The 18,629-nt window shown below is 70.0% G+C and carries 17 protein-coding genes; 6 read left to right on the top strand and 11 right to left on the bottom strand.

What is annotated here, in order from left to right:
• Window positions 1-20: 20 nt before the first annotated feature.
• From aroQ to accC, 3 genes are all read left to right on the top strand, one after another.
• Complete coding sequence (aroQ, locus tag ABLE88_RS02720) at window positions 21-461, top strand: type II 3-dehydroquinate dehydratase (RefSeq protein WP_348829889.1); 441 nt, start codon at window positions 21-23, stop codon at window positions 459-461.
• Window positions 462-525: 64 nt separating this feature from the next.
• Window positions 526-993 (top strand): acetyl-CoA carboxylase biotin carboxyl carrier protein, encoded by a 468-nt coding sequence (gene accB, locus ABLE88_RS02715; protein ID WP_510182868.1) that lies wholly within the window; start codon window positions 526-528, stop codon window positions 991-993.
• A 25-nt stretch (window positions 994-1,018) separates the two neighbouring features.
• Window positions 1,019-2,380 carry an acetyl-CoA carboxylase biotin carboxylase subunit gene (gene accC, locus ABLE88_RS02710; RefSeq protein WP_348829887.1) on the top strand — a complete coding sequence of 454 codons (1,362 nt, stop codon included), beginning with the start codon at window positions 1,019-1,021 and terminating at the stop codon, window positions 2,378-2,380.
• Window positions 2,381-2,390: 10 nt separating this feature from the next.
• On the opposite strand, the gene atzF is transcribed toward accC, so the two are convergent.
• The 7 genes from atzF to ABLE88_RS02675 all read right to left on the bottom strand — a co-directional run bounded on the left by atzF (window position 2,391) and on the right by ABLE88_RS02675 (window position 11,058).
• Window positions 2,391-4,184 carry an allophanate hydrolase gene (gene atzF / locus ABLE88_RS02705; RefSeq protein WP_348829886.1) on the bottom strand — a complete coding sequence of 598 codons (1,794 nt, stop codon included), beginning with the start codon at window positions 4,182-4,184 and terminating at the stop codon, window positions 2,391-2,393.
• A gap of 286 nt (window positions 4,185-4,470) precedes the next feature.
• On the bottom strand, window positions 4,471-4,674 hold the full coding sequence (locus ABLE88_RS02700) for a hypothetical protein (RefSeq protein ID WP_348829885.1): 204 nt from the start codon (window positions 4,672-4,674) through the stop codon (window positions 4,471-4,473).
• Between the two features lie 88 nt (window positions 4,675-4,762).
• Entirely contained in the window at window positions 4,763-5,632 is an 870-nt protein-coding gene (gene purU / locus ABLE88_RS02695; RefSeq protein ID WP_348829884.1) for a formyltetrahydrofolate deformylase, read from the bottom strand.
• 94 nt (window positions 5,633-5,726) lie between these two features.
• Window positions 5,727-6,350, bottom strand: a complete 624-nt coding sequence (locus ABLE88_RS02690) for a sarcosine oxidase subunit gamma (RefSeq protein WP_348829883.1) — start codon at window positions 6,348-6,350, stop codon at window positions 5,727-5,729.
• Window positions 6,343-9,294 (bottom strand): sarcosine oxidase subunit alpha family protein, encoded by a 2,952-nt coding sequence (locus tag ABLE88_RS02685; protein ID WP_348829882.1) that lies wholly within the window; start codon window positions 9,292-9,294, stop codon window positions 6,343-6,345. The genes ABLE88_RS02690 and ABLE88_RS02685 overlap by 8 nt, the downstream gene beginning before the upstream one ends.
• Entirely contained in the window at window positions 9,291-9,563 is a 273-nt protein-coding gene (locus ABLE88_RS02680; RefSeq protein ID WP_348831067.1) for a sarcosine oxidase subunit delta, read from the bottom strand. The genes ABLE88_RS02685 and ABLE88_RS02680 overlap by 4 nt, the downstream gene beginning before the upstream one ends.
• A 226-nt stretch (window positions 9,564-9,789) precedes the next feature.
• Entirely contained in the window at window positions 9,790-11,058 is a 1,269-nt protein-coding gene (locus ABLE88_RS02675) for a sarcosine oxidase subunit beta family protein (RefSeq protein WP_348829880.1), read from the bottom strand.
• Window positions 11,059-11,236: 178 nt separating this feature from the next.
• Here ABLE88_RS02675 and ABLE88_RS02670 point away from each other — a divergent pair, with 178 nt between their 5' ends.
• The 3 genes from ABLE88_RS02670 to ABLE88_RS02660 all read left to right on the top strand — a co-directional run bounded on the left by ABLE88_RS02670 (window position 11,237) and on the right by ABLE88_RS02660 (window position 13,412).
• Window positions 11,237-12,214 (top strand): LysR family transcriptional regulator, encoded by a 978-nt coding sequence (locus tag ABLE88_RS02670; protein ID WP_348829879.1) that lies wholly within the window; start codon window positions 11,237-11,239, stop codon window positions 12,212-12,214.
• Between the two features lie 146 nt (window positions 12,215-12,360).
• Complete coding sequence (locus ABLE88_RS02665) at window positions 12,361-12,780, top strand: hypothetical protein (protein WP_348829878.1); 420 nt, start codon at window positions 12,361-12,363, stop codon at window positions 12,778-12,780.
• A gap of 38 nt (window positions 12,781-12,818) precedes the next feature.
• Window positions 12,819-13,412 (top strand): OmpA family protein, encoded by a 594-nt coding sequence (locus ABLE88_RS02660; protein ID WP_348829877.1) that lies wholly within the window; start codon window positions 12,819-12,821, stop codon window positions 13,410-13,412.
• A 118-nt stretch (window positions 13,413-13,530) separates the two neighbouring features.
• Here ABLE88_RS02660 and ABLE88_RS02655 read toward each other — a convergent pair whose 3' ends face one another.
• The 4 genes from ABLE88_RS02655 to ABLE88_RS02640 form a co-directional block, all read right to left on the bottom strand.
• On the bottom strand, window positions 13,531-13,731 hold the full coding sequence (locus ABLE88_RS02655) for a hypothetical protein (RefSeq protein ID WP_348829875.1): 201 nt from the start codon (window positions 13,729-13,731) through the stop codon (window positions 13,531-13,533).
• A 40-nt stretch (window positions 13,732-13,771) separates the two neighbouring features.
• Window positions 13,772-15,181 (bottom strand): ammonium transporter, encoded by a 1,410-nt coding sequence (locus ABLE88_RS02650; RefSeq protein WP_348829874.1) that lies wholly within the window; start codon window positions 15,179-15,181, stop codon window positions 13,772-13,774.
• A gap of 476 nt (window positions 15,182-15,657) precedes the next feature.
• Window positions 15,658-17,019 carry a type III glutamate--ammonia ligase gene (glnT, locus tag ABLE88_RS02645; protein ID WP_348829873.1) on the bottom strand — a complete coding sequence of 454 codons (1,362 nt, stop codon included), beginning with the start codon at window positions 17,017-17,019 and terminating at the stop codon, window positions 15,658-15,660.
• Window positions 17,020-17,129: 110 nt separating this feature from the next.
• Window positions 17,130-18,467 (bottom strand): FMN-binding glutamate synthase family protein, encoded by a 1,338-nt coding sequence (locus tag ABLE88_RS02640; RefSeq protein WP_348829871.1) that lies wholly within the window; start codon window positions 18,465-18,467, stop codon window positions 17,130-17,132.
• Window positions 18,468-18,629: the final 162 nt, after the last annotated feature.

The following is an 18,629-nucleotide window of genomic DNA, read 5'->3' as shown; positions in this document are numbered from 1 at the left end:
GGCGCCAGAACCTTGCGCGGATGTCCAGCACCGTCCACGTCCTCAACGGGCCCAATCTCAACCTCCTCGGCACGCGGGAGCCGGGCATCTATGGCGCGGCGACGCTCGCCGACGTGGAGGCCCTGTGCCTGAAGGAGGCCGGCCGCCACGGCTTCGACATCGTCTTCCGCCAGACCAATTCCGAAGGCGGGCTCGTCGACCTGATCCAGGCCGCCCGCGGCGCGCGGGGGCTGGTGCTCAATGCGGCGGCCTATACCCATACCTCCGTCGCGCTCCGGGACGCGGTCTCGGCGGCGGGGGTGCCGACGATCGAGGTGCACCTGTCCAACGTGTTCGCCCGCGAGGACTTCCGCCACCACTCGTTTCTGTCGCCCGTGGCGCGCGGCGTGATCTGCGGCTTCGGCCCGCAGAGCTACGTGCTCGCCATCGCGGCGCTCGCCGCCATGCCCGCCTCCCCCTGAGGGGTGGCGCGACACTCCAGCAGCCCTCGTGCGGCCCCGTGCGGCCGGCCAGAGCAGGACCATGATGAAACCCTCGAAGACCCCCATCGACACCGCGCTGATCAAGGAGCTCGCCGAGCTGCTCTCGGAGACCGACCTCACCGAGATCGAGGTGCAGCACGACCATCTGCGCATCCGCGTCGCCCGCGCGCCGGCCCCGGTGACCATCACCCAGGGCCCGTCGGTCGTCGCCCAGCCCGCGCCGGTGGCGGCCCCGGTGGTGCTCGCGGCCGAGGGCGCGGCCGATTTCTCCAAGCATCCGGGCGTCCTCACCTCGCCCATGGTGGGCACCGCCTATCTCTCCCCCGAGCCCGGCGCCGCCGCGTTCGTGGATGTGGGCGCGAGCGTGAAGGAGGGCCAGACGGTCCTCATCATCGAGGCCATGAAGACCATGAACGCCATCCCGGCTCCGCGCTCCGGCATCGTGACGCGCGTGCTTGTGGGCAATGCTCAGCCGGTCGAGTACGGCGAGCCCTTGCTCATCATCGAGTGAGCGGGCCGGAAGGCGAGGAGAGCTGATGTTCAAGAAGATCCTCATCGCCAACCGGGGCGAGATCGCGCTGCGCATCCTGCGCGCCTGCAAGGAGCTGGGCATCGCCACGGTCGCGGTCCATTCCACGGCCGACGCGGACGCCATGCATGTGCGCCTCGCCGAGGAGAGCGTGTGCATCGGCCCGCCGTCGGCGCGCGAGAGCTACCTCAACATTCCCTCGCTGCTCGCCGCCTGCGAGATCACGGGCGCGGACGCGGTGCATCCGGGCTACGGCTTCTTGGCCGAGAACGCCCGCTTCGCCGAGATCCTGGCCGACCACAACATCCATTTCATCGGCCCCAAGGCGGAGCACATCCGCATCATGGGGGACAAGATCGAGGCCAAGAAGACCGCCCAGGCGCTCGGCATCCCGGTGGTGCCCGGCTCGGACGGCGGCATCACCGCCGACGACGAGGCCTACCGGGTGGCCGCGGAGATCGGCTTTCCGGTGCTGGTGAAGGCCGCCGCCGGCGGCGGCGGGCGCGGCATGAAGGTGGCGCTGACCCGGGAGGACCTCTCCCACGCGCTCTCGGCGGCCCGCACCGAGGCCTTGGCCGCGTTCGGCGACGATTCCGTCTATCTGGAGAAATACCTCGCCACCCCGCGCCACATCGAGGTGCAGGTGCTGGGCGACGGGCGCGGCCACGCGATCCATCTCGGCGAGCGCGACTGCTCGCTGCAGCGCCGCCACCAGAAGGTGTGGGAGGAGGCGCCCTCGCCGGTGATCTCCCCCGAGCAGCGCGCCGAGATCGGCGAGACCTGCGCCAAGGCGATGCGGGACCTCAAATATCTCGGGGTTGGGACGATCGAGTTCCTGTACGAGAATTCGCGCTTCTACTTCATCGAGATGAACACCCGCATCCAGGTGGAGCATCCGGTGACCGAGATGGTGACCGGCATCGACCTCATCAACGAGCAGATCCGGGTGGCGGCCGGCGAGCCGCTGACGCTCCAGCAGAGCGACATCGTCATGGAAGGCCACGCCATCGAGTGCCGCGTGAACGCCGAGCACCCGGCCACCTTCCGCCCCTCGCCCGGCAAGATCACCCACTATCACGTGCCCGGCGGGCTCGGCATCCGGGTCGATTCCAACGCCTATCAGGGCTACGTGATCCCGCCCACCTATGACAGCCTGGTGGGCAAGCTGATCGTCCACGGCAAGACCCGCGACGAGTGCCTGCGGCGGCTGCGGCGCGCGCTCGACGAGTTCGTGGTGGACGGCATCGACACCACGCTGCCCTTGTTCCGCACGCTGGTGCGCACCCGCGACATCGCCGAGGGGCGCTACGACATCCACTGGCTGGAGCACTTCCTGTCCGAGGGCGAGGGCAAGGGCAAGGTGGGCTGACCCGCGCCGTCTATCCGGCGGCGGCGGTCCGGCTCGCGGCGAAGGCGCGGAAGCCGCCGAACCGGGTGATGTCGGCGGCCTCCGCCACCTCGTTCGCCTCGGCCAGGAAGCCGGCGACGCGGCGCCCGTCCTCGAGCTCCACCCGGCCGAGGCCGAGCGGCGCGGGAATGCTGGCCAGAAGCCGGCCCACCCCGTCGAGCGGCAGCGACCAGACCTCGCCCGCGATCGCGCCGCCGCCCGCGCCGACGCGCACCACGCCGGGCCGCGGCTGGGCGCCGGGCAGCAGCTTCATGCGGTAGCAGGGCGCGGTCCTCACCTGCGCCACGAAGCGCCCGCCCATGGCTTTGAGGTCGGCGTTGAGCGCCATGCCGGACAGATGGGCGCCGAACACGCACACCTCCAGCCGGCCGGGTTCGGCGGCCGGCACGGGAAGCGGCGGCGCGCTCAGCGGCGCGCCGGTGGCGCCCAGCGGCAGGTTGCCGGCCGCCATGAAGGCGCGGGCGAGCGCGGCGACCTCGCCGTCGCGTCCGGCCGGCGCCAGCAAAGTGATGCCGTAGGGCACGCCAGAGGCGGCAACCGTGGTGGGCACGGCGGTGCCGCACAGGTCCATCAGGTTGACGAAATTGGTGTAGGTGCCGTTGCGCGAATTGAGCAGGATCGGCGCGGCCAGCACCTCCTCCACCGTATAGGCGGTGGGGGCGGTGGGCAGCACCAGCGCGTCGATGGCGGCGAGGGTCGGCTCCACCGCCTTGCGCAGCGCCTTGAGGCGATACATGGCGCGGAACGCGTCCGCCGCGCTCGCGCTGCCGCCCGGCACCGTGATCGCGCGGGTGACCGGATGAACCGCCTCGGGGTCCTTCTCGATCAGCGCGCCGGCGACGATCCAGCGTTCCGCCACCCAGGGCCCCTCATAGAGCAGCCGCGCGGTCTCCGCGAACGGCGCGAAATCGATCTCGACGAGCCTTGCGCCGAGGCCCCGCAGGCGCGCGAGCGCGGCCTCATAGGCGGCGGTGGCATCGGCGTCGCCGAAGAATTCCCGATCGCCGGGCGCCAGCACCCCCAGCACCGGCTGGGGCGGCGGCGGCGCGAGCGGGACGAGGGGGAGGGGGCGGGAATAGGCGTCGGCATCGTCCCCCGCCATCACCTTGAGCACCGCCATGGCGTCGTCCACGGTGAGGGCGAAGACCGAGATGCAGTCGAGCGAGCGGCAGGCCGGCACCAGGCCGGTATTGGGCACGAGGCCCAAGGACGGCTTCACGCCGACGATGTTGTTGAGCATCGCCGGCACCCGGCCCGAGCCCGCCGTGTCGGTGCCGAGGGCGACCGGCACGATCCCCGCCGCCACCGCCACCGCCGAGCCGGAGGACGAGCCGCCCGGCACCAGCTCCGCCTTGAAGGGGTTCTTGGGGATGCCGTAGGGCGAGCGCACGCCCACGAGGCCGGTGGCGAACTGGTCGAGATTGGTCTTGCCGATGATGAGCGCGCCCGCCGCCTTCAGCCGCTCAACCGCGGTCGCGTCGCGCGCGGCCAGATAGGCGAAGGCCGGGCAGGCGGCGGTGGTGGGCAGGCCCGCCACGTCGATATTGTCCTTCACCGCGATCGGGATGCCGTAGAGCGGCAGATCGCCCGCGCCGCGGGCCTCGAGCGCGGCGGCCTCCGCCTGGACCTCGGCCTGCGGCCGCAGGGTGATGAAGATCGCCGGGTCGTCGCGGGCGGCGATGCGCCGGTAGACTTCGGCCACGGTCTGCGCGAGCGATCGGGCGCCGGAGCGGTGGGCGGCGAGGAGGTCGGAAAGGGTGTGCATGACGCTCTCTTGGAAAGACGCTCTCTTGGAAATCGGTCCGGGCGCGGTGCGGCCGGTCGGGCCGGGCACGGGCCCCGTAGAAGGAAGCGCTAGCAGGAAGCGCGCCAGAGCCGCCCCGCGCCCTCCAAGCCTTCCGCCGGCGACGCGGAACCTTTGCGGCAGAAGGCTTGGAGGAAGGTCAACCAACGGCCGGCCTTGGGGGCGGGGACGGGTCCCGCTCGGGGTCTAAAGCTTATTTGACTAATTTTTAGTCAATATTGTGCGCCATGCATGCAATTCGTATGGCCTAGCGCGCCGGTTCCGGGTCGGTGCGGCCGGGCGGGGTCGCGGGCGAGACGGTGGGCGGCGGCGGCTCCTGTCCGGGCACGGGCAAGGCGGCCGGAGCGCTTTCCGTGGGCTCGGGCGAGCCCCGCCCGGAAAACAGGTTTGCCGCCGCCAGCGCCACCACCAGCAGGATGGCGCCGGCGATGAGGGTGTATCGTCCTCGCATGGTGTGCTCCCGAATGCTCTCCTTTCGGGAACGCCGTTGCGGCCGGGAGGTTTCGATCTTTGCTCCGGCCGCCCGCCGGAGCGGTGCCTCAATCGCGGAACACCACGGTCTTCGAGCCGTTGAGGAGCACCCGGTCCTGGAGGTGCCAGGCGAGGGCGCGGGCGAGCACCCGGCGCTCGATGTCGCGGCCCTTGCGCACCAGATCCTCGGGCGAATCCTGGTGCGAGATGCGCTCCACATCCTGCTCGATGATCGGCCCCTCGTCGAGGTCGGAGGTGACGTAGTGCGCGGTGGCGCCGATCAGCTTCACGCCGCGCTGGTGCGCCTGGTGGTAGGGCTTGGCGCCCTTGAAGCCGGGCAGGAAGGAATGGTGGATGTTGATGCACCGGCCCGCGAGCTTGGCGGCGAGCCCGTCGGAGAGCACCTGCATGTAGCGCGCGAGCACCGCCAGTTCCGCGCCGGAGGCCCGGAACACCTCCCAGACCTGCGTCTCCTGCTCCAGCTTGGTCGCCTTGGTGACCGGCAGATGGTGGAACGGGATGCCGTCGAAATCGAGATGGGCGTAGGTCTCGCGCGAATGGTTGGAGACGATGCCCGCGAGCTCCATGGGGATCTCGCCGATGCGCCAGCGATAGAGCAGATCGGCGAGGCAGTGGTCGGACTTCGACGCCAGCAGCAGCACCCGGCGCTTCTCGGCCCGGGGGCGGATGCTGAAGACGGCCTTGAACGGCTCGGCCACCGCCGAGAAGCCGGCGCGCAGGCCGGCGAGTTCCGCCGCGCCCTCGACCACGTTGAACACCGTGCGCATGAAGAAGCGCCCGCTCTCGGTGTCGTCGAATTGCTGCGCCTCAAGGATGTTGCAGCCGTGCTGGAAGAGGAAGGTGGAGACCCCCGCGACGATGCCGGGGCGGTTCGGGCAGGACAGGGTCAGGATAAATTGCGGCTCGGGCTGGCTCATGGTCGGGTCTCGAAATCCGGGGCGCCCCGGCGCGCGGTGCGGCGCCTTCGGGCAGAACGGGGAAGCGGGAAGGGAAGCGCGCGGCGCGCCGCCGTCAACCTCGCCCGGTACCCGACATGGTGAAGCCGAATTCGGCGGCGCTCGACGCCAGCCAGCGCAGGAAAGCCGGCGCGAACGAGCGCGGCACGGCGAAGACGTAGGACGGCGTCCCGTCCGCCCTGTCGCCGGTCCTGTCGCCCGCCCGCCAGAAGGTGAGGTTCACATGGGCGACGGTGGTGGTCGCCGCATCCCCCGCTTGGAAGACCGAAGGATCGAGGTCGACCATCACCCCCTTGGCGAGCGCCGCGCGCACCTTGGGGCCGGCGATCTCCAACAGCAGGCTGGCGTCGCTCTGGTCGGTGACGGCGGCGAGGCCCTCGGCGAGCGGCAGGAGCCGGCCGGGCAGCACGCGCGCCCCTTCGGCAAAGGCGAGCCAGCGGCCGGGGCCGGTGCCGATCAGCGTCAGGCCGCCGGCGGTGGCGGCCTTCGGGCCATCGGGCAGAAGGAGGCCGGCCTCGGCGAAGCGCGCGGCCAGAGCCGGCAGGGCGCCGCGCCGGGCGGCCAGCGTCGCGGCGGAGCAGCCGGCGCGCAGGCGCGCGGCGACGCCGTCCCCCGGCGCGCCGTAATGGCCCTCCGGCAGGAGGCGGGTGGGCTCGATGGCGGCAGGGATGTCAGCCACGCTGCTTCTCCCCCTCGGGATCGACGAAGGCCGGATGGCACACCTCCACCGCGATGTCGCCGCCGCGCACCGGATCGTAGGCGCGCACCGTCTCGCCGATGCGCGCGAGCCCGTTCTTCAGGAAGCCGAGGCCGATGGAATGGCCGAGCGTCGGCGAGAAGGCGACCGAACTCATATAGCCCTCGTCGTTCGCCAGGGTGGGTTCGGCGCCCACGGGGAGGAAATGCGCGCCCGCGCGCAGGCGCTCGGCGCGGTCCACGGGCCTGAAGCCGACGAAGATCGGCCGGTCCTCTTCCAGGAAGGCGGGGCGGGCGGCCATCACGCGGCCGATATAGTCCTTCTTGGTGGAGGCCATCTTGCCGAGCCCGAGGTCGCGCGCCGAGGTCTGGCCGTTCAATTCGTTGCCCGAGACGTGACCCTTCTCGATGCGCAGGACGCCGAGCGTCTCGGTGCCGTAGGGCGTGATGCCGAATTCCGCGCCCGCCGCCATGATGGCGCGCACGAGCTTCTCGCCCTGGCCCGAGGGCACGGCGATCTCGTAGCCCAGCTCCCCCGAAAAGGAGAGGCGGAAGATGCGCGCCGGGATGCCGCCGGCAACCGAGGTCTCAAGCACGCCCATGAAGGGCAGGGCCGCGTTGGACACGTCCGCTCGGTCCACCAGCTTCGCCAGCACGTCGCGCGCGCGCGGGCCGGAGAGCGCGATCTGGGCATATTGCTCGGTGATGGAGGCGAGCTGCACGTCGAGGTCGCGCCACAGCACCTGGAGGCAGAATTCCAAATGCTGGTAGACCTTGGCGGCGTTGGCCGTGGTGGTGGTCATCACATAATGGTCGTCGGCGAGGCGCGCTGAGGTGCCGTCGTCCATGACGATGCCGTCCTCGCGCAGCATCACGCCGTAGCGCGCCTTGCCGACCGCGAGCGTCGAGAATGTGTTGATATAGACCCGGTCGAGGAAGCGGCCTGCGTCCGGGCCCTGGAGGTCGATCTTGCCGAAGGTGGAGGCGTCCACCACGCCGACGCGCTCGCGCACCGCCGTCACCTCGCGGTTGACGGTCGTGAGCCAATCGGTCTCGCCGGGCTTGGGGAAATACTGCGCCCTGAGCCAGAAGCCCGCCTCGACGAACACCGCCCCCTGCTCCTTCGCCCACAGGTGGGTCGGCGTCGGCCGGGTGGGCTTGAAGTCGCGGCCCCGGTGGTGGCCGGCGAGGGCGCCGATGGCCACCGGCGTGTAAGGCGGGCGGAACACCGTCACCCCGGTCTCGGCGATGGACCGGCCGGTGAGGTGGGCCATGATGGCGAGGCCCGCCATGTTGGAGGTCTTGCCCTGGTCGGTGGCCATGCCGAGCGTGGTGTAGCGCTTCAAGAGCTCCACCGCGCGGTAGCCCTCCGCGTGGGCGAGCTTGACGTCCTTCGCCGTGACGTCGTTCTGCAGGTCCACGAAGGCGAAGCCGCCGGGCGCCGCCACGTGCCAGAAGGCGCAGATGCCGGACGGCGCGCCTTCCGCGCGCGGCACGCTCACGGGCGGGACGGCGAAGCCGAGATCGGTGGCCGCCGTCGCGCCCGCCTGCGCGCCGCCCGCAAGGCAATCCTGGAGCGGGAAGGCGCCCGCCGCCGCGCCCGCCACCGCCATGCCGGGGGGCAGGGCGCCGGGCACGAAGGCGCAGAGGGTTTCGTCATAAGTGGGCCGGCCGCCCATATGGGTGGCGAGGTTGAGGTTGGGCGTCGCGCCGCCGGAGACGCCGAGCGCCTCCACCTTGAGCGTCTCGCTGCCCTTGGGGGTGCGCACGGTGACGGCGGAAAGCTGCTTGCCTGTGGCGCCCACCACCTCGCCCTGGATCACCCGCACGCCGAGCGCCTGCGCCCGCGATGCCAGCGCCGGATCGGGGCGGACGTCGACGATGGCCTCGACCTTCACCCCCGCTTCCGCCGCATCGAGCGCGGCGGCGAACGCGAAGTCGTTGTTGACGAAGAAGGCGGCGGTCTTGCCCGCGCTCACGCCGTAGCGCGTGGCATAGGTGGAAAGCGCCAGCGCCGACATCACGCCCGGCCGGTCGTTGCCCGGGAACACGATGGGCCGGTCGAACGCGCCCGCCGCCAGCACGCAGCGCTGCGCCACGATGCGCCACAGGCGCTGGCGCGGCGCGAAGGGCGCCGGGACGGGCAGATGGTCGCCCACCCGCTCCACCGCGCCGTAGGTGCCCCCGTCATAGGCGCCGAACACGGTGGTGCGGGCCATGAGGCGCACGTTCGGCAGGCTGGTAAGCTCGGCCTCCGCTGCGGCGGCGAAGTCACGCGCCGGGCCGTCGCCGATGGCGGCAAATTCGCTCAGGAGCCGCCCGCCGAGACGGAAATCCTCCTCCGCCAGGATCACGCGGGCGCCAGCGCGGCCCGCCGCCAGCGCAGCGGAAAGGCCGGCCGCGCCCGAGCCGATCACCAGCAGGTCGCAGAACGCGTTGGCCTTCTCGTAGGGGTCCGGGTCGGGGCGATCGGCGGCGCGGCCGAGGCCGGCGGCGCGCCGGATCACCGGCTCGTAGAGCTTCTCCCACAGCGCCGATGGCCACATGAAGGTCTTGTAGTAGAAGCCCGCCCCCAGGATGGGCGCGAGCCACTGGTTGGCGCTCATCAGGTCGAAGGAAAGGCTCGGCCAGCGGTTCTGGCTGGCCGCGACGAGGCCGCCATAGAGCTCGACGGTGGTGGCGCGGGTATTGGGCTCGCGCCGGGCGCCCATGCGCAGCTCGACGAGGGCGCTCGGCTCCTCCGAGCCGGCGGTGACGATGCCGCGCGGGCGGTGATACTTGAACGAGCGGCCGACGAGTCGCACCCCGTTCGCCAGCAGCGCCGACGCCAGCGTGTCGCCGGGATGGCCGCGATAGGTCGCGCCGTCGAAGGCGAAGGAGAGGGTGAGGCTGCGGTCCACCAGCCCGCCATGGAGCAGACGGCTCATGGCGCCGTCTCCTCGGCACGGGCGAAGCCGACCGCGAGGATCTCGTGGGTGCGCGTGTTGCGCGTGACCTTCAGCCAGCGGCGGCAGCCGGCGGCGTGATACCAGAACTCGTCGTGCGGGCCTTCCGGGTTCGACCGCTCATAGACATAGGCCGCGAACGCATCGATCGCGTCCGGTGCCGCCGGATCGGGGCGGGCGAGCGTTGCGTCGCCGAGATAGGAAAATTCGTGAGCGTCGCGCGCGCCGCAATAGGGGCAGGGGATGCGCATGGTCAGGCCCTCTTCCCGGGTGCGGCCGCCGGCCAGCGCAGTGTCGCGCTCCCGCACGCCGCCGCTGTTTTTCGCATCGGCGCCGTTTCTCCCGCCGTCGCCCTCCGGCTTGACCGGAGGGCCCATCCCGTGGCCGGGCGCGCGGCATGGAGGCCCGTGGATCCTCCGGTCAAGCCGGAGGATGACGGCAGGGGGGCGCAGGGGGAGCGATTGAAGGCAGGGCGCATCAGTGCAGGTTCGGCTGGGCGCCGACCCCCTTTTCGTCGATGACGTGGCCGCTCCTGAAGCGGTCGAGGCGGAAGGCGGCGTTCAAAGCGTGGGGCGCGTCGTTCGCGATGGTGTGGGCGAAGCACCAGCCCGACGCCGGGGTCGCCTTGAAGCCCCCGTAGTTCCAGCCGGTGTTGAGATAGAGGCCCGGCAGCGGGCCCACATCGATGATCGGCGAGCCGTCCATGGACATGTCCAGCAGCCCGCCCCAGGAGCGCAGCAGGCGCAGGCGGCCGATCAGCGGCATCACCGCCATGCCGCCCTCGCACACGTCCTCCACCACCGGCAGGTTGCCGCGCTGGGCGTAGGAATTATAGCCCTCGATGTCGCCGCCGAAGACCAGGCCGCCTTTGTCCGACTGGCTGATGTAGAAGTGCCCCATGCCGAAGGTGATGACGCCCGGCACCAGCGGCTTCAGCCCCTCCGACACGAACGCCTGGAGCGCATGGCTTTCGATCGGCAGGCGCAGGTCCAGATGCCGGGTGAGGCGCGAGGTGGACCCCGCCACCGCGAGCGCCACCTTGCCGGCGCGCACCGGCCCGCGCGTGGTCTCCACCCCCGTAACCGCGCCGTTCTCGCGCAGGAAGCCGGTGACCTCGCAATTCTGGACGATGTCGACGCCGAGCCGGTCGGCGGCGCGGGCATAGCCCCAGACCACCGCATCGTGCCGCGCCGTGCCGCCGCGCTTCTGGTAGAGTCCGCCTTTGATGGGAAAGCGCGCATTGGCGAAGTCGAGGAAGGGCGCGCGCACCTTGACGCCGTCTGTGTCCAGCAATTCGCTGTCCGCGCCGGCAAGGCGCATGGCGTTGCCGCGCCGCGCATAGGCGTCGCGCTGCGGGTCGGAATGGAACAGGTTCAGCACCCCGCGCTGGGACACCATGGCGTTGAAGTTGAGCTCCGCCTCCAGGCCCTCCCACAGCTTCATGGACCATTCGTAGAACGGCTCGTTGCCGGGCAGCAGATAGTTGGAGCGGATGATGGTGGTGTTGCGCCCGGCATTGCCGGAGCCGATATGGCCCTTCTCCAGCACCGCCACGTTGCGGATGCCGTGCTCCTTGGCGAGGTAGAAAGCGGTGGCGAGGCCGTGGCCGCCGCCACCCACCACGATCACGTCGTAACAGGGCTTGGGGGCGGCGTCGCGCCAGGCCGGGCGCCAGCCCTTCTGCCCGGTCAGCGCGTTCGCCAGCAGGCTGAAGGCCGAATAATGCGGGGACCAGCTCACCGGCATGACGGGAGGTCCGAACGGGCGGAACGTTGGCGCATGGCGTCGCTGCGAAGCCTTGGTGATCGCGTCGGGCAACGGGCACGGGCGCAGGCGGCCCGACCGTCCCTGAAACCATAGCTGGCCCGCTTTCATCAGCTAGTATAATTTTCAATTATATGTTTGACCTATGGAGAGCCGGCCCATGGCGGCGCGCGGCGAGAGCCTGCCCTTCGACCTGAGGAGCCTCGAAATCTTCCTCGCCGTGTGCGAGGAGGGCGCCATGGCGGGGGCGGCGCGGCGGCTCGGCCTGACCCAGCCGGCGGTCTCCCAGGCGGTGGCGGAGCTGGAATCGCGCACCGGCGCGGTGCTGTTCGACCGCTCGGTGCGCCCGCTCGGTCTGACCCCGGCCGGCGGGCTGCTGCGCCAGCGGGCGAGCGCGCTCCTGTCCGAGGCGCGCCAGATCGCCCCGGCGCTGCGCGACACCGAAAAGAGCCGCTATCCGCTGGTGCGGGTGGGCTTGGTGGATTCGCTGACGCGGGCGCTCGCGGCGCCGCTCGGGGCGCACCTCGCGGAGCTCGCGGAGGAGGTCTCGATCCGCTCCGGCCTCACCGCTGCCCATGCCAGCGCGCTTTTGACCCGGCAGCTCGATTTCCTCGCCGGCGTGGACGAGCTCGAGGAGATGGAGGGCCTGGAGCGCCACGCCCTGGTCGGCGAGCCCTATGTGCTCATGCTGCCGGCGGGGCAGGCGGCGCCGGCGCGGGTGGAGGACATGGCGCGGCTCGCCCAGGACCTGCCTTTGGTGCGGTTTTCCGCGCGGTCCAAGACCGGCATCGAGGTGGAGCGCCATCTGCGGCGCCTGAAGCTCGATCTGCCGCGCCGGCTCGAGTTCGACACCCCGCTCGGGGTGGCGGCGACGGTGGCGGCGGGGGCGGGATTTGCCGTCACGACGCCGCTCTGCATCCACGAGGCGGGGCTCGATCCCGAGACCTTCGCCGTCGCGCCGCTGCCCGGCCCCGCCTTCGCGCGCAGTCTCACGCTGGTCTCCCGGCGCCAGGAATGGGGCCGGCTGCCGAAGGAGGTGGCGGCGTTCTGCCGGGCCCAGCTGGAGGCCCATCGGGATGCGCGGCTGCACCCGCCGGGCGGCGCGGCGGGGAGGGAGGCCGGCGCCGGCCGGCCCTGAGGATGCCCGCGCCCCGGCCGCCCCGCCGCCGACCGCGTTCACCATACGGAAGGGATCGGGGCGAGGGCGCGGCGAAGCTGTGCGAAGATACCGTTTCCTGGAATTGGCTCAGGGCCTCGAACCTCCTCGCGACGGAGCGCCAAATCATGAAGATCACACAGTTTCTCCTGGCTGCGGCGGTGTTGGCCGGCGCCGGCGGCACAGCCCAGGCCCAGACCATGAGCTACGCCCAGGCGGGCGCGCTGCTCGCCAAGAGCTGCGGGCCGGACATCAACCGGCTCTGTCCGAACGTCAATCTCGGCAACGGCGCGCTGCACGCCTGCATGGATTCGAAGATCGGCCAGGTGAGCGCCCAGTGCCGGCGCGATTATGCGGTCGCCAAGGCCTCCATCGCCCAGCGCGATGCGGCGCAGGATTCGATCGCGCGCATCTGCAGCGCCGACACGGCGCGGCTGTGCCCCGGCATGGTGCCCCAGGACGGCAACCTGCTCTCCTGCCTGCTCCAGGCGACGCGCGTCGTCAGCCCCGCCTGCAACCAGGCGATCACCGACGCCGGCTACCGGTGATCGTGCGGCCCCTTTCCCTCAGATCAAGGACGAACGCCATGACGTCGCCTTTGCCCCGCCTCGCGCTCATCGCCGCCCTCGCGCTCGCGAGCGGCCCCGCGCTGGCCCAGACCGCCCTGTCCGACAGCCAGATCCTCAGCGGCCTCCAGGGACTGACCGACAAGGCGCCGGGCATCACCGCCCAGCAGCTGCGCGACATGGTCCGCCGCCACATGGAGCAGAACCCCGGCGAGCAGCTCACCCGCCCGTCGCTGGCGCTGAACCTCGACCGGCTGCCGCAGATCAACGTGCAGATCCAGTTCCGGCTCGGCTCGTCCATCATCGAGCCGTCCTCCTACGGCACGCTCGGCGCCATCGCCGATGCCATGCACAACCCGATCCTGCACGGCTACAAGTTCATCGTGACCGGCAACACCGATGTCACCGGCCCGCGCGAGCTGAACCTCAAGCTCAGCCAGGCGCGCGCCGATGCGGTGGTGAGCGCGCTGGTCTCGGTGTTCAACGTCAACCCGACGCGCCTCGAGGCGGTGGGGCTCGGCGAGGAAGTGCTGCTCGATCCGAAGAAGCCGACCGATCCCGTCAATCGCCGTGTGCAGATCTTCACGGTGGGCCGCGTCCAGCCGGGCTCGTGAGGCCGACGCCCGTCGCGCCCGCCTGCGAACATGCGAAATCGCGCGGCCCCGCGAAGGGCCGCGCGACGTCTCGGGCTGCGGCGGCGGGACAGGGAGGCGCCGCCGCCGCCCGATCCCTTTACTCCGCCGGGGTGGCGACCGCCTCGGAGGTGTGGTCGAGCTGCTCCTCGTGGGCCTGCTTGTCCATGGCGATCTGCTTGGCGATGAACGCCACGAAGAACACGAGCGCGATCACCGAGAAGAGCGGCTCGTATCCGGCGAAGGGATAGACCTCCGCCATGTCGGTCAGCTTCGCGAGCGACGTGACACCGGTGTGCATGCTGATACTCCCTTGAAGGATGGTTCGGACGCGCAGGCGGTCAGAACTTGGCTTCCTTGCGCTGAATGGTCTCGAACGCGGCTTCCGTGCCCGAGTGGTGCGGGTAGGTGGTGTGCACGTGCTTGCCGTCGAGGCCGATGACCTCCACGTGCGCCGGCACGCGCAGCAGGCCGAACATGGCGAGCAGCTTGCCGAGGATGAGGCCCGGGATGAGCCCGAAGCCGATGGCGAACATGAGCGAGCCGAGGATGTTGCCGACCGGGGTGATGACCGGCAGGCCCTCGGTGTTCACGCCGAACCAGCCCGCGCCCTCGCCGAGGGTGACGAGCGCGCCGGCGGAGGGCAGCACCGCCGGATAGCCCCACAGGGCGAAGCCCGCGATGATGCCGCCGAACAGGCCGCAATAGCCGTGCACGGCCACCGCGCCCACGGCGTCGTCGATCTTGAACTTCCGCTCCACCCAGAAGTGCAGCTTGTAGGCCATGATGGTGCCGGCCACCGCGATCACCAGCGCGATGATGGGGTGGTAGAAGTCGTTGCCGGCGGAGGCCGAGATCAGCCCCGTCAGGCCGCCCGAATAGGTCCAGTAGGCGTTGCCGTTGGAGATCATGTAGGCGGTGACCATGCCGCCGAACAAAGCGAGCAGGAAGTTCATGGTGACGCCCGAGAGGGTGATCGGCACGCCATAGATGTTGGTGGCGGTGAAATAGGGCGCGCCCTGGGTGCCCACGTCGACGATCGGGATGTGGCAGGCGGCATAAAAGCCCCAGAAGCCCACATAGATCATGAACAGGCCGATGGTGATGAGCCAGGGATTGTGGGCCGGGATCTCGCGCGGCGTTCCGTCCGGCGCGAACTTGCCGATGCGCGGGCCGAGGAAGATCAGCACGCCGAGGGTCGCGAAGCCGGCCACCGAGTGCAGCACCGCGGAGCAATACTGGTCGTGGAAGCCCATATACTGGGCCATCCAGCCGTTGCCGGCCCAGCCCCAGGCCGCCGGGATCACCCAGGCGATGGCGCCCACATAGATGGCGATGATGAAGAAGCCCGAGGTCTTGGTGCGCTCGATGAGGGCGCCCGAGACGATGGAGGCCGCCGTCATGCCGAACAGCGCGAACGCCGCCCAGAACACGCCGGAGATGCGGTCCGACAGGTTCGGCGCGATCTTGGTGGACCAGGGCTCGAAGCCGGTGGTGAAGCTGAGCGACGAGGTGGAGATGGGCCAGCCCTGGAAGGCGATGTAAATCCACATGCCGAACAGGAAGAAGGCCAGGCCCACGAGCGGGATCGCCATGGTGTTCTTGAGCAGCGTGTGCTGCACGTTCTTCACCCGAGCGGCACCCACCTCGTACATGCAGAATCCGACGTGGATGAAGAACATAAGGACGACCGTCAGGAAGTAGTAGAACTCCGTGAAGATGGTCGTCAGGGCTGCCAATTGGTCTGTCATGCTGGTCCCCGAACGCTGTTGCCCCTTTGGCCAGAGCCCGCCGCAGGATCCCCTCCGGTCGGGCCAGGTTTTCACTGTGGAGCAACTTTTATGCCAGGGAGGCAGATGCCTGTGCGGAAGACCTAGGGCGATGTCCCGTTTTCCGTTGGGGAAGAGGCAAGCTTTTGCTGCGGAACACTTTTTCGTTCGCCGGCCGGCGCCGCACCGGGTCTGCGGCCGTCCCGGCCGCCCGCCGGCCCCGGCCGGACGTCGCGATCAATGCCGCGCCGCACCCTTTGGGTGCAGGCGCGTCGGCAGAGCTGCACAGAAAACCGGCGAGTATTCGTTTGAGCATTGTCAAAGCTCAGGATTTTCTCCGCTGCCTGCTCAACAAGAGGTCAAGGAATTGACCTTCTGTCTGGGGTGAAAACAGGGCAGGCCCCGGTGTTCGCACCGGGGCCTGCCGAACCTGTCGCAGATGAAGAAGGTGTCGGACCTCAGATGTCGAGCGTGTTGTCCCGCTCCCATTGGGTGAGATGACGCGAATAGGCGTTCCACTCGTCGGTCTTCAACTTGAGGTAGCCGGCGACGAAAGGAGCGCCGAGCCGCTCGGCCAGCACCTTGGATTTTTCCAGGTTGCGCAGCGCGTCGAGCAGGTTCAGCGGCAGCTTCTTGGCCGCCTTCACCTTGTGGCCCTCGGTATACATGTTGATGTCGAGCCGCTTGCCGGGATCGCGGCCATTGGCGATGCCGTCGAGCCCGGCGGCCAGCACGCCGGCCTGGAGCAGATAGGGGTTGGCGGCGCCGTCGGCGAGGCGGAACTCGAAGCGCCCGGCGTCCGGGATGCGGATCATGTGGGTGCGGTTGTTGCCGGTATAGGTCACCGAGTTGGGCGACCAGGTGGCGCCCGACAGGGTGCGCGGGGCGTTGATGCGCTTGTAGGAATTCACCGTCGGATTGGTCAGCGCGCACAGCGCGTCGGCATTGTGGATCAGCCCGCCGATGAAGGCGTAGCCGAGCTTGGAGACGCCGAGCTCGCCTTTGGGGTCGGAGAAGGCGTTCTTGCCCTTCTGCCACAGCGAGACGTGGGCGTGGCAGCCCGAGCCGGTGAGGTTCAGGAACGGCTTCGGCATGAAGGTGGCGCGCAGGCCGTGCTTCTCGGCGATGGACTTGACCATGAACTTGAAGAAGACGTGCCGGTCGGCGGTCAGGAGCGCATGGTCGTAGTTCCAGTTCATCTCGAACTGGCCGTTGGCGTCCTCGTGGTCGTTCTGGTAGGCGCCCCAGCCGAGCGAGAGCATGGCGTCGCAGATTTCCTTGATGACGTCGTAGCGGCGCATCAAGGCGGACTGGTCGTAGCAGGGCTTCTCGGCGCGGTCGGCGGCATCCGAAATCGCCGTGCCGTCGGGGGAGACGAGGAAGTATTCGCACTCGACGCCGGTCTTCATCTCGTAGCCGAGCTTTGCCGCGTCGGCGAGCTGCTTCTTGAGCACCGCGCGCGGCGCCTGCGCGACCAAGGCGCCGTCCATGTAGAGGTCGGCGGCGACCCAGCCCACTTCGCTCTTCCAGGGCAGCTGGATCAGGCTCGCCGGATCGGGGATCGCGAACATGTCGGAATCGGCCGGAGACATGTCGAGCCAGGTGGCGAAGCCGGCAAAGCCCGCGCCCGCCTTCTGCATCTCGCCGATGGCGGAGGCGGGCACCAGCTTGGCGCGCAGGGCGCCGAACAGGTCCACGTAGGAGATGAGGAAATACTTGATGCCGCGATCCTTCGCGGCCTTCTCAAGGTCGGTGGTCGCCTTGGCGGCGCCGGAGGAGCGCCCCTCCGCCTCGCGCGCGATCTCGAACTGGCGCTTCATGGGTCTCATCCTCGGAAGGTGGGTGATGTTTTTTTGAAGCTGGTGGGCGCCCCGGCGTGGCGTCGGGGCGCGGAGAGCGAGGCGCGCCCGCGGGCGCGCCGGCCGGCGGCTCAGAGGCCGCCGGTCTGGCCTGGAATCCAGCCCGTCCCTGCAAGCGGCACGCCAGCCATGGCGGCGGCCTCGATGGTGAGGGCGACGAGGTCCTCGGGCTCAAGGTTGTGCAGGTGGCTCTTGCCGCAGGCGCGGGCGATGGTCTGCGCCTCCAGCGTCATCACCGAGAGGAAGTTGGCGAGCCGGCGGCCGGCCTTGACCGGGTCGAGGCGGGCGGCAAGCTCAGGGTCCTGGGTGGTGATGCCGGCCGGGTCGAGGCCCTCGTGCCAGTCGTCATAGGCCCCAGCGGTGGTGCCGAGCTTCTGGTATTCCTCCTCCCACTGGGGATCGTTGTCGCCCAGCGCCACCAGCGCCGCGGTGCCGATGGCCACCGCGTCGGCGCCGAGCGCCAGCGCCTTCGCCATGTCGGCGCCGGAGCGGATGCCGCCGGAGACGACGAGCTGCACCTTCCTGTGCATGCCGAGGTCCTGCAGCGCCTTCACCGCCGGGCGGATGGCGGCCAGGATCGGCAGGCCGACCTGCTCGATGAACACGTCCTGGGTCGCCGCGGTGCCGCCCTGCATGCCGTCGAGCACCACCACGTCCGCCCCCGACTTCACGGCGAGCGCGATGTCGTAATAGGGGCGCGAGGCGCCGACCTTCACGTAGATCGGCTTTTCCCAGTCGGTGATCTCGCGCAATTCCTCGATCTTGATCTCCAGATCGTCCGGCCCGGTCCAGTCGGGATGGCGGCACGCCGAGCGCTGGTCGATGCCCTTGGGCAGGTTGCGCATCTGCGCCACCCGGTCGGAGATCTTCTGGCCCAGCAGCATGCCGCCGCCGCCGGGCTTGGCGCCCTGGCCGATGACGATCTCGATGGCGTCGGCCTTCCTGAGGTCCACCGGGTTCATGCCGTAGCGCGAGGGCAGATACTGATAGACCAGGGTCCGCGACTGGCTGCGCTCCTCGGCCGTCATGCCGCCGTCGCCGGTGGTGGTGGAGGTGCCCACCAGCGAGGCGCCGCGCCCGAGCGCCTCCTTGGCCTGTGCCGAGAGCGCGCCGAAGCTCATGCCGGCGATGGTCACCGGCGTCTTCAGATGAATGGGCTTCTTGGCGAAGCGGGTGCCGAGCACCACCTCGGTGGAGCACTTCTCGCGGTAGCCCTCCAGCGGGTAGCGCGACATGGAGGCGCCGAGGAACAGGAGGTCGTCGAAATGGGGCACCTTGCGCTTGGTGCCGCCGCCGCGGATGTCGTAGATGCCGGTCGCCGCCGCGCGGCGGATCTCGGCCAGGGTCGCCGGATCGAAGGTGGCCGAAAAGCGCGGCGGGGTGCGGGGCACGTTGGAATGGGCGGTCATGGGGTCCTCACCCGAAAAACTGGACTGATCTGAAGAGCCTTCTCTCGCCTGCTCCCCTCTCCCCTCGCGGGAGAGGGGTCGGGGGTGAGGGGGCGGCGGAGCAGAGACTTGGCTCCGCTTGGACGAGCGGCGCGACACCCCTCACCCCGTCCCTCTCCCACA

The sequence above is a fragment of the Xanthobacter luteus genome (assembly GCF_040049235.1).
In the GTDB taxonomy this organism is placed as follows: domain Bacteria; phylum Pseudomonadota; class Alphaproteobacteria; order Rhizobiales; family Xanthobacteraceae; genus Xanthobacter.
Note: the sequence above shows the minus strand (reverse complement) of the source record. Positions and strands in the feature narration are given on the sequence as shown.